9 protein-coding genes are annotated in these 8012 nt (G+C 70.6%); 7 read left to right on the top strand and 2 right to left on the bottom strand.

What is annotated here, in order from left to right; all coding sequences use genetic code 11:
- The first annotated feature begins 55 nt into the window (after positions 1-55).
- Positions 56-1348 carry a thymidine phosphorylase gene (locus tag Q0D57_RS07230; RefSeq protein WP_291040426.1) on the top strand — a complete coding sequence of 431 codons (1293 nt, stop codon included), beginning with the start codon at positions 56-58 and terminating at the stop codon, positions 1346-1348.
- An 88-nt stretch (positions 1349-1436) separates the two neighbouring features.
- Positions 1437-1955 carry a DinB family protein gene (locus Q0D57_RS07235; RefSeq protein ID WP_291040427.1) on the top strand — a complete coding sequence of 173 codons (519 nt, stop codon included), beginning with the start codon at positions 1437-1439 and terminating at the stop codon, positions 1953-1955.
- Between the two features lie 241 nt (positions 1956-2196).
- Here Q0D57_RS07235 and Q0D57_RS07240 read toward each other — a convergent pair whose 3' ends face one another.
- A complete protein-coding gene (locus Q0D57_RS07240; RefSeq protein ID WP_291040429.1) occupies positions 2197-3150 on the bottom strand; it encodes a nucleoside hydrolase in 954 nt (317 codons plus the stop codon).
- 100 nt (positions 3151-3250) lie between these two features.
- On the opposite strand from Q0D57_RS07240, the gene Q0D57_RS07245 reads away from it, so the two are divergent.
- The 3 genes from Q0D57_RS07245 to Q0D57_RS07255 are packed head-to-tail and all read left to right on the top strand — an operon-like array spanning position 3251 to position 6419.
- Positions 3251-4465 (top strand): adenosylhomocysteinase, encoded by a 1215-nt coding sequence (locus Q0D57_RS07245; protein WP_291040430.1) that lies wholly within the window; start codon positions 3251-3253, stop codon positions 4463-4465.
- Between the two features lie 2 nt (positions 4466-4467).
- Positions 4468-5301 carry a helix-turn-helix domain-containing protein gene (locus Q0D57_RS07250; RefSeq protein WP_291040431.1) on the top strand — a complete coding sequence of 278 codons (834 nt, stop codon included), beginning with the start codon at positions 4468-4470 and terminating at the stop codon, positions 5299-5301.
- Positions 5298-6419, top strand: a complete 1122-nt coding sequence (locus Q0D57_RS07255) for an adenosine deaminase (RefSeq protein WP_291040432.1) — start codon at positions 5298-5300, stop codon at positions 6417-6419. Before Q0D57_RS07250 ends, Q0D57_RS07255 begins: the two co-directional genes overlap by 4 nt.
- Positions 6420-6469: 50 nt before the next feature.
- Here Q0D57_RS07255 and Q0D57_RS07260 read toward each other — a convergent pair whose 3' ends face one another.
- The gene (locus Q0D57_RS07260; RefSeq protein ID WP_291040435.1) at positions 6470-6859 is read right to left on the bottom strand and encodes a VOC family protein; all 390 of its coding nucleotides are present in this window, start codon (positions 6857-6859) and stop codon (positions 6470-6472) included.
- A 157-nt stretch (positions 6860-7016) separates the two neighbouring features.
- Here Q0D57_RS07260 and Q0D57_RS07265 point away from each other — a divergent pair, with 157 nt between their 5' ends.
- Together Q0D57_RS07265 and Q0D57_RS07270 are read left to right on the top strand one after the other, a co-directional pair.
- Positions 7017-7535, top strand: a complete 519-nt coding sequence (locus Q0D57_RS07265; RefSeq protein ID WP_291040436.1) for a PTS sugar transporter subunit IIA — start codon at positions 7017-7019, stop codon at positions 7533-7535.
- A 4-nt stretch (positions 7536-7539) separates the two neighbouring features.
- Positions 7540-7812 carry a PTS ascorbate transporter subunit IIB gene (locus Q0D57_RS07270; RefSeq protein WP_291040438.1) on the top strand — a complete coding sequence of 91 codons (273 nt, stop codon included), beginning with the start codon at positions 7540-7542 and terminating at the stop codon, positions 7810-7812.
- Positions 7813-8012 lie beyond the last annotated feature (200 nt).

Here is an 8012-nt window from a genome sequence, read left to right on the forward strand (position 1 = left end):
CCCTGCGCGAGGTCGTGTGAGAAGTGACGTCTCGGCAGAGACCTGGAGGACTGCCATGGCTGCAGAGAAGTTCGATGTCGTGGATCTGATCCGCACGAAGCGCGACAAGGGGACGCTGTCGACCCCGGAGATCGACTGGCTGATCGATGCGTACACCCGCGGGTTCGTGGGCGACGAGCAGATGGCCGCGCTCGCGATGGCCATCCTGCTCAACGGGATGTCGCGCGACGAGATCCGCGATCTGACGCTCGCGATGATCGCCTCGGGCGAGCGGATGGACTTCTCCTCGCTCGGCAAGCCGACGGTCGACAAGCACTCGACAGGTGGGGTGGGCGACAAGATCACCCTTCCGCTCATGCCGCTCGTCGCGTCGTGCGGGGTGGCCGTGCCGCAGCTCTCGGGTCGCTGGCTCGGGCACACCGGCGGCACGCTCGACAAGCTCGAGTCGATCCCCGGCTGGCGCGCCTCGCTCTCGAACGAGGAGATGCTCGCGCAGCTCGACTCGGTCGGTGGGGTCATCTGTGCGGCAGGATCCGGCCTCGCGCCAGCCGACAAGAAGCTCTACGCGCTCCGTGACATCACGGGGACCGTCGAGGCCATCCCGCTCATCGCGTCGTCGATCATGTCGAAGAAGATCGCCGAGGGCACCGACTCCCTCGTGCTCGACGTGAAGTTCGGCTCGGGCGCGTTCATGCAGGACATCGCGCTCTCGCGCGAGCTCGCGAAGACCATGGTCGACCTCGGCAACGACGCCGGCGTCCGCACCACGGCGCTTCTGACGAACATGAACGTGCCGCTGGGCCTTGCCATCGGTAACGCCAACGAGGTGCGCGAGTCGGTCGAGGTGCTCGCCGGCGGCGGGCCCGCCGACGTGGTAGAGCTGACGCTCGCGCTCGCCTCGGAGATGCTCCGGCTCGCCGGCCAGCCCGACGCCGACGTGGTGGCCGCTCTCGCCGACGGGCGCGCCATGGACTCCTGGAACGCGGTCATCCGCGCCCAGGGCGGCGACCCGACGGCGCCGCTGCCGGTCGCTCGCGAGACCACGACCGTGTACGCGCCGCGCTCCGGAGTGCTGCTGCGCCAGGAGGCGCTGCCGTTCGGGATCGCCGCGTGGCGGTTGGGCGCCGGGCGTGCCCGTGCCCAGGATGCCGTTCAGCACGCCGCGGGCATCGACCTGCACGCGAAGCCGGGCGACACGGTGACCGAGGGGCAGGCGCTGTTCACCCTGTCGGCCGACGAGCCGTCGCGGTTCGAGCGGGCGCTCGCGTCGCTCGAGGGCGCGTGGGAGATCGGCGACGCCGGGGAGTACGAGGGCTTCGGGCCGCTGGTGGCGGAGCGCATCTCGTAGCTGCTGGCATTCTTGGCTGGCAGGAAGTGCGTGGGCTCTGGCCGTCCTCGTGTGGAGGGGTGGGCATCCGGATGCCTACGCTCGGAGCATGACGATCGTTCCCGACACCAAGAACTGGACCTGGGTGCTCGAGCGCGAGTGCCCCGAATGCGGCTTCGACTCCTCTGCCACGGCGGCGGCGTCGGTGCCCGGGCTGCTGCGCTCCAACGCGGAGGGGTGGCCCGCGGTGCTGGCGCGGCCCGACGTGGCCGTGCGTCCGGACCCGTCGACGTGGTCGGCGCTCGAGTACGGCGCGCACGTGCGCGACGTGTTCCGCATCGCGAGCGTGCGGTTCGCCCTGCTGCTCGACGAGGAGGACCCGGAGTTCGCCGACTGGGATCAGGATGCGACGGCGGAGCAGGAGCGCTACGGGTCGCAGGATCCGGCGGAGGTGACCCGCGACCTGGTGGCTGCCGCCGAGGTGCTCGCGCTGCAGCTCGAGGCGGTGCCGGCGGATGCCTGGGGCCGGCCCGGGCGCCGCAGTGACGGCTCGGTCTTCACGGTGGACACGCTTGCGCGGTACATCATCCACGACCCGGTGCACCACCTCCACGACGTGCGCGGCTGACGCCTGCGGGCACTCGCGCCCGTCCTGAGCCGGCCGTGCGCGGCTGACGGGTGCCGGCACCCACCCGAGCCCGTCGTGGGCAGGCCGTGCGTCGGGCCACCCCCTCGCCCGGTCCCCGGTGCTTCTTCGCGGGCTGGGGTAGCGCTACCTGCTCGAAACGCGCGGTTTTCGAGCGGTCGTCGCTACCCCGGTACCCCGTGCGGCGGTTGTCGCTGCCGGGGGGTGTCACGCCGGGTCGGCGCTACGCGGTGCGCTGCGGGTCGCCGATGCGGGTGACGGCGTCGGCCACCAGGGCCCAGAACTTGGCGTGGTCGAGGTCGACCGCCACCTGCGTGGTGCAGTCGGCGGGTGCGGGGGAGCGGAAGTCGGCCACCGTCATGCCGAGCGTGAGCGTGCCGGTGAGCTCGATGTCGAGCGGGGTCCTTCGCACCGTCATGACGCTCGGGTCGATCACGAAGGCCACGGCGCACGGGTCGTGCACGGGCGGGTGCTCGAAGCCCTGGGCCTCGAGATAGGTGGTGCCGAAGAACTCGAGCAGGTCGACCACGAAGCGGCCGGGCGCCGTGTCCATCGACCGGAAGGTCTCGACGACCTCGGGGGTCGCGAGGGCCTGGTGGGTGAGGTCGATCCCGACCATCGTCAGCGGCCAGCTCTCGTTGAATACGATGTGCGCGGCCTCGGGGTCGATGATGATGTTGAACTCGCTTGTGGCGCTCCAGTTGCCCCCGTGGTAGCCGCCGCCCATGAGCACGACCTCCTTGATGCGCGGCACGATCCGGGGCTCCTTGCGGGCCGCGATCGCGATGTTCGTGAGTGCGCCGGTGGGAACGAGCGTGACGGTGCCCGGCTCGTGCGCCATGACGGTCTCGATGATGAGGTCGACGGCGTGGCGGGAGTCGAGCTCGAGGGTGGGCTCGGGCAGCACCGGGCCGTCCATCCCCGACTCACCGTGGATGTCGGGCGCCACCTCCACGGGCCGCACGAGCGGACGCGCGCAGCCGGCCGCGAACGGCACGCCCGTGATGCCGGCGATCTCCGCCACGGCGAGGGCGTTCCGGGTGACCTTCTCGAGCGTCTGGTTGCCCGCGACGGTCGTCACGGCGAGCAGGTCGATCTCGGGGCTGCCGTGCGCCAGCAGGATGGCGATCGCGTCGTCGTGCCCGGGATCGCAATCGAGGATGATCTTCTGGGCCACGGGGCCTCCTTATGCCTGGTGCACTGTCCTGCACGTCGATTCCTCGAGCATATATGAAAACGACCTTCATATGTGTTCGGATCTGTGCAATACTCCCTGCATGACCGACACCAGCCTCGAAGCCAGCCTCGAAGCCACCGGCGCCGCGCGCGTCGAGTGGATCCGCTCCCGCATGCCCCTGCTCGCCGCCGCGCGGGAGGAGCTGTCGCGCACCCGCCCGTTCGACGGCCACCGCATCGGCATGTCGCTGCACATCGAGCCGAAGACCGCGGTGCTCCTCGAGACCCTGTCGGCCGGGGGCGCGGAGATCGTCGGCACCGGCAACCACGGCTCCACGCAGGACGACGTGGTCGCCTACCTCAACGCCTACGCCTCAGCGAACGGCGCCCCTCCGCTCACGCTCTTCGGCCGCCGGGACGACACGCTCGAGCAGCACCACGCCAACGTCGCGCGCGTGCTCGACGCGGAGCCCGACATGCTGCTCGACAACGGGGGAGACCTCGCGGCCGGAGTCGTGAGCCGGGGTGTCACGGCCTCGGTGATCGGCGGCACGGAGGAGACCACCTCCGGCGGCGACCGCCTGCGGAGCGAGCTCGCGGGTGCGGTCCCCTTCCCGATGATCGTCATCAACGACAGCCTGCTCAAGGCGATCGGTGAGAACAAGCACGCGGTGGGGCAGTCGGTCGTCGAGAGCTTCATGCGCATCACGAATCTCATGGTGCCCGGGCGCAGGTTCGTCGTGTTCGGCTACGGCTGGTGCGGTCGTGGAGTGGCGCACTACCTGCGGGCGCTCGGCGGCAAGGTCGCCGTGGTCGAGATCGACGAGCTGAAGGCCTTCGAGGCCGCTCTCGACGGCTTCCGGGTGTCGACCGCCACCGACCTCGCGCCGTGGGGAGACGTGTTCATCACGGCCACCGGTCACCCCGGGGTGCTCGGTCTCGAGGCCATCGAGCTCATGCACGACGGTGCGGTGCTCGCGAACTGCGGCCACTTCCCGTGGGAGATCGACGTCGAGGGCCTCCGGGCGGCGGCCACCGCCTCGCGCGAGATCATCGAGGCCGTCGAGCGGATCGACCTTCCGAGCGGTCGTCACGTCGTGCTGCTGGCGGGTGGGCGGATGTTCAATCTCGCGGGCAAGGAGCCCAAGGGCAACTCGCTCGAGTCGATGGATCTGGGATTCCTGCTGCAGACCCTCTCGCTCGAGCGCGTCGCCCTCGACGCCGCGGCGCTCACGCCGGGTGCGCAGCCCGTGCCCGACGACATCGATCGCACGATCGCGCGGCGCATGCTCGCGGCGATGCACGCTTCGGAATGACCATGTCGGAGGAGCCGGCGGGACCGTCGGAGGCGAAGGCGACGCCGGAGTACTCGGCGCCGGCCCTCGACAAGGGGCTCGACATCCTCGAGCTGCTGGCCGAGACCGAGGGCGGCCTCGGCCAGCTCGAGATCGCGCAGGCGATCGGGCGGTCGCCCGGGCAGATCTTCCGGATGCTGGCCACCCTCGAACGGCGCGGGTACGTCTTCCGCGAGCGTCAGTCGGGTCTCTACACGCTCTCGATGCGCATGTTCGAGCTCGCCCACCGGCACGAGCCCGTGCGTGCGCTGAGCGCCGCCGGGCTGCCGGTCATGCGCCGGCTCGCCGACGAGCTGCAGCAGTCGTGCAACCTCGCCGTGATCGACGCCGAGATGGTGCGGGTGATCGCGCAGGTCGAGAGCCCGAGCGACTTCGGCTTCCGCGTGCGGGTGGGGGCGCTGTTCCCCCTCGCCACCGCCACGGGGCTCGTGCTCGGGGCGTTCCGGGCGAGTGGTGCGGCCGACACGACCGGTGCGACCGACACGACCGGTGCAGCGGACACGACCTGTGCGGCAGAGGCATCCGCCGGCGTCCTCGATCAGTGGGTGTTCGAGAGGATGCTCGTCGAGGCGTTCCTGGAGCTGCCCGACTCGCGTCAGCCCTCCATCACCGACGTCGTCGTGCCCATCCTCCGGCCCGACCGCACCGCGGTGGCCGCACTCACGGTGCCCTACGTCGCCACGAGCCTCAGCGCGAAGGCTCCTTCGACGGTCATCGAGAGGGCCCGACGAGCGGCCGAGGAGATCGCCGAATCGCTCGCGCTCGCCGGCTCCCCACACCCTAGGCTGGTGCCATGACTGCAGCACCTGAGGAATACCTCGTCCCCGGCACCGACATCAGCTTCAACTCGCTCCCCAAGATCTCGCTGCACGACCACCTCGACGGTGGCCTGCGTCCGGCGACCATCATCGAGCTCGCCGACGAGATCGGTCTCGAGATCCCGTCGACCGACGACATCGAGCTCGGCGAGTGGTTCGAGGACAGCGCCGACTCGGGCTCGCTGCCCACCTACCTCGCCACCTTCGATGTCACGATCGGCGTCATGCAGACCCGCGAGGGGCTCATCCGCGTGGCTCGGGAGTTCGTGAACGACCTCGTGGCCGACGGAGTCATCTACGGCGAGGTGCGCTGGGCCCCCGAGCAGCACCTCACCAAGGGCCTCACCCTCGACGAGGTCGTCGAGGCCGTGCAGGAGGGGATCGAGCTCGGCAGCGACGACGCCCGAGGCGCCGGCCGCAACATCCGCGTCGGCCAGCTCATCACCGCCATGCGTCACGCCGACCGCGGTCTCGAGATCGCCGAGCTCGCCGTGCGCCACCGCGACCGCGGCGTCGTGGGCTTCGACATCGCGGGTGCCGAGGCCGGGTTCCCCGCCGCCAACCAGCGCGCGGCGTTCGACTACCTCGCCCAGAACTTCTTCCCCACCACCGTGCACGCCGGCGAGGCCGATGGCCTCGACAGCATCCGAGGTGCGCTCTTCGACGGCCGGGCGCTGCGCCTCGGCCACGGCGTGCGCCTCGCGGAGGACATCGAAATCGAGCGCCAGGACGACGACAACACCTATGTCTCGCTCGGCCGCCTCGCCCAGTGGGTCAAGGACCGCGAGATCGCCCTCGAGCTCTCGCCCTCGTCGAACCTGCAGACCGGCGCCATCGCGGCGTGGGGCGACGAGCTCGTCGACCACCCCTTCGACCTGCTCTACCAGCTCGGCTTCCAGGTCACCGTCAACCCCGACAACCGCCTGATGAGCAACACCACCATCAGCCGGGAGCTGGCGCTCCTCACCGACGCGTTCGGCTACGACCTCGCCGACATCGAGGTGTTCCAGCTCAATGCCGCGGCTGCCACGTTCCTGCCGCTCGAAGATCGCGAAGACCTCGCCGACGCCATCTCGGACGGCTTCGACGAGGCCTGAGCCGCGCGGGTCGGGCTGAGCTGCGCGGGTCAGGGCCTGACCCGGGCTGTTCATCCCTGAGCGCCCGCGGCGTAGTCCGGCAGTTCCTGCAGCGCCCACTCGTTGCCGTCGGGGTCGCTGAAGTACACGAAGCGGCCCCACTGCTGCTCGTCGACCTCCCCGGTCGCCACGCCCTGCGCGAGCAGATGCTCACGAGCCTCGTCGGCATCCGGAACCACGATCTGCACGCCCTTCTGCGATCCGGGCGCCATCTCGGTGATGCCGGTGCCGAGCACGATGGAGCACGCGGAGCCGGGCGGCGTGAGCTGCACGAAGCGGAGGTCGTCCGACACCACGTGGTCGTGGTCGGCGTGGAAGCCGATGCGCGTGTAGAAGTCCTTCGCGCGATCGACGTCGGTCACCGGGATGGCGACGAGTTCGATCTTCCAGTCGAGCGTCATGGAATCTCCTTCCGGGAGGCCGCACCGGCGCGACCGGGCACCGGTGGCCGGCATCTTCGATGCGTCCACCGTACGGTGCGGCCTGGGAGTGACGGAAGGGGCACGTGCGGCGAACTCACCGGTTGCCGGCCGAGCGGACTGGCATACTGCTCAGACGATGACGTACACGTTCTCCGAGCCGCTCCCCGACACCGCGATCGCCCTCGGCATCGAGGCCGATGACTGGCGAGACGCCGTGCGCTCGGTGGGCGCTGCGCTCGAGGCATCCGGATGCACCGACGCCTCCTACTCCGAGCGGATGATCGCGCTGGTCGAGGAGTACGGCCCGTACATCGTGATCGCCCCCGGACTCGCCATGGCCCACGCGCGCCCGGGGCCCGACGTGCACGCCTCGGGGCTCGCCGTCGTGACTCTGGCCACTCCGGTGCACTTCGGGCACGCGCACAACGACCCGGTGTCGGTCGTGATCGGGCTCGCGGCCACGGAAGCCGACTCCCACGTCGCCGCGGTCGCCGCACTCGCCAACGTCTTCAACGACGAGTCCGTGGTGCCGGCGCTCGCCTCCGCTCGTGATGCCGACGACGTGCGGCGGCTGCTCGCAGGCGAGGCGGAGGCGCACGATGGCGGGACGGGTGCCGACGGCTCCGACGCCGCCGCGCGTTCTGACCTATCCTGAACTCGTGAAGATCGTTGCCATCTGCGGTGCCGGCATCGGCACCTCCGAGATCCTCCGGGTGAACGCCCTGCGCGCGCTCGGCCGGCTCGACATCGACGCCGAGGTCAGCGCCTCCGACGTGGCGAGCGTGGCGGCTGCGGCGGCCGACGCCCAGGTCATCCTCACTTCGCCCGAGCTCGTCTCGCGCATCGGGGCCACGAACGCCGACGTCGTGGTGATCGAGAACTACTTCGACCTCGACGAGATCACCGCCAAGCTCGAGATCGCCGTCGGCTGAGCGGGCCCGCCGCGCGGCCCGCGGCGTCGCCCCGAGGCCCCGCGACTTGACAGTAGGTGCGCGAATAGCCGCCGACTTGGCACATCTTGTGTCAAGTCGGCGCTCTTACGCGCACCTACTGTCAAGTCGCGGCGGCGGCACGGCGCGAGCGCGCGCGGCGGGACAGTGGCGGCGCGGCGGGGGCCGCCGCCCCGGCCCTC

This window comes from Herbiconiux sp., from assembly GCF_023264895.1.
In the GTDB taxonomy this organism is placed as follows: domain Bacteria; phylum Actinomycetota; class Actinomycetes; order Actinomycetales; family Microbacteriaceae; genus Herbiconiux.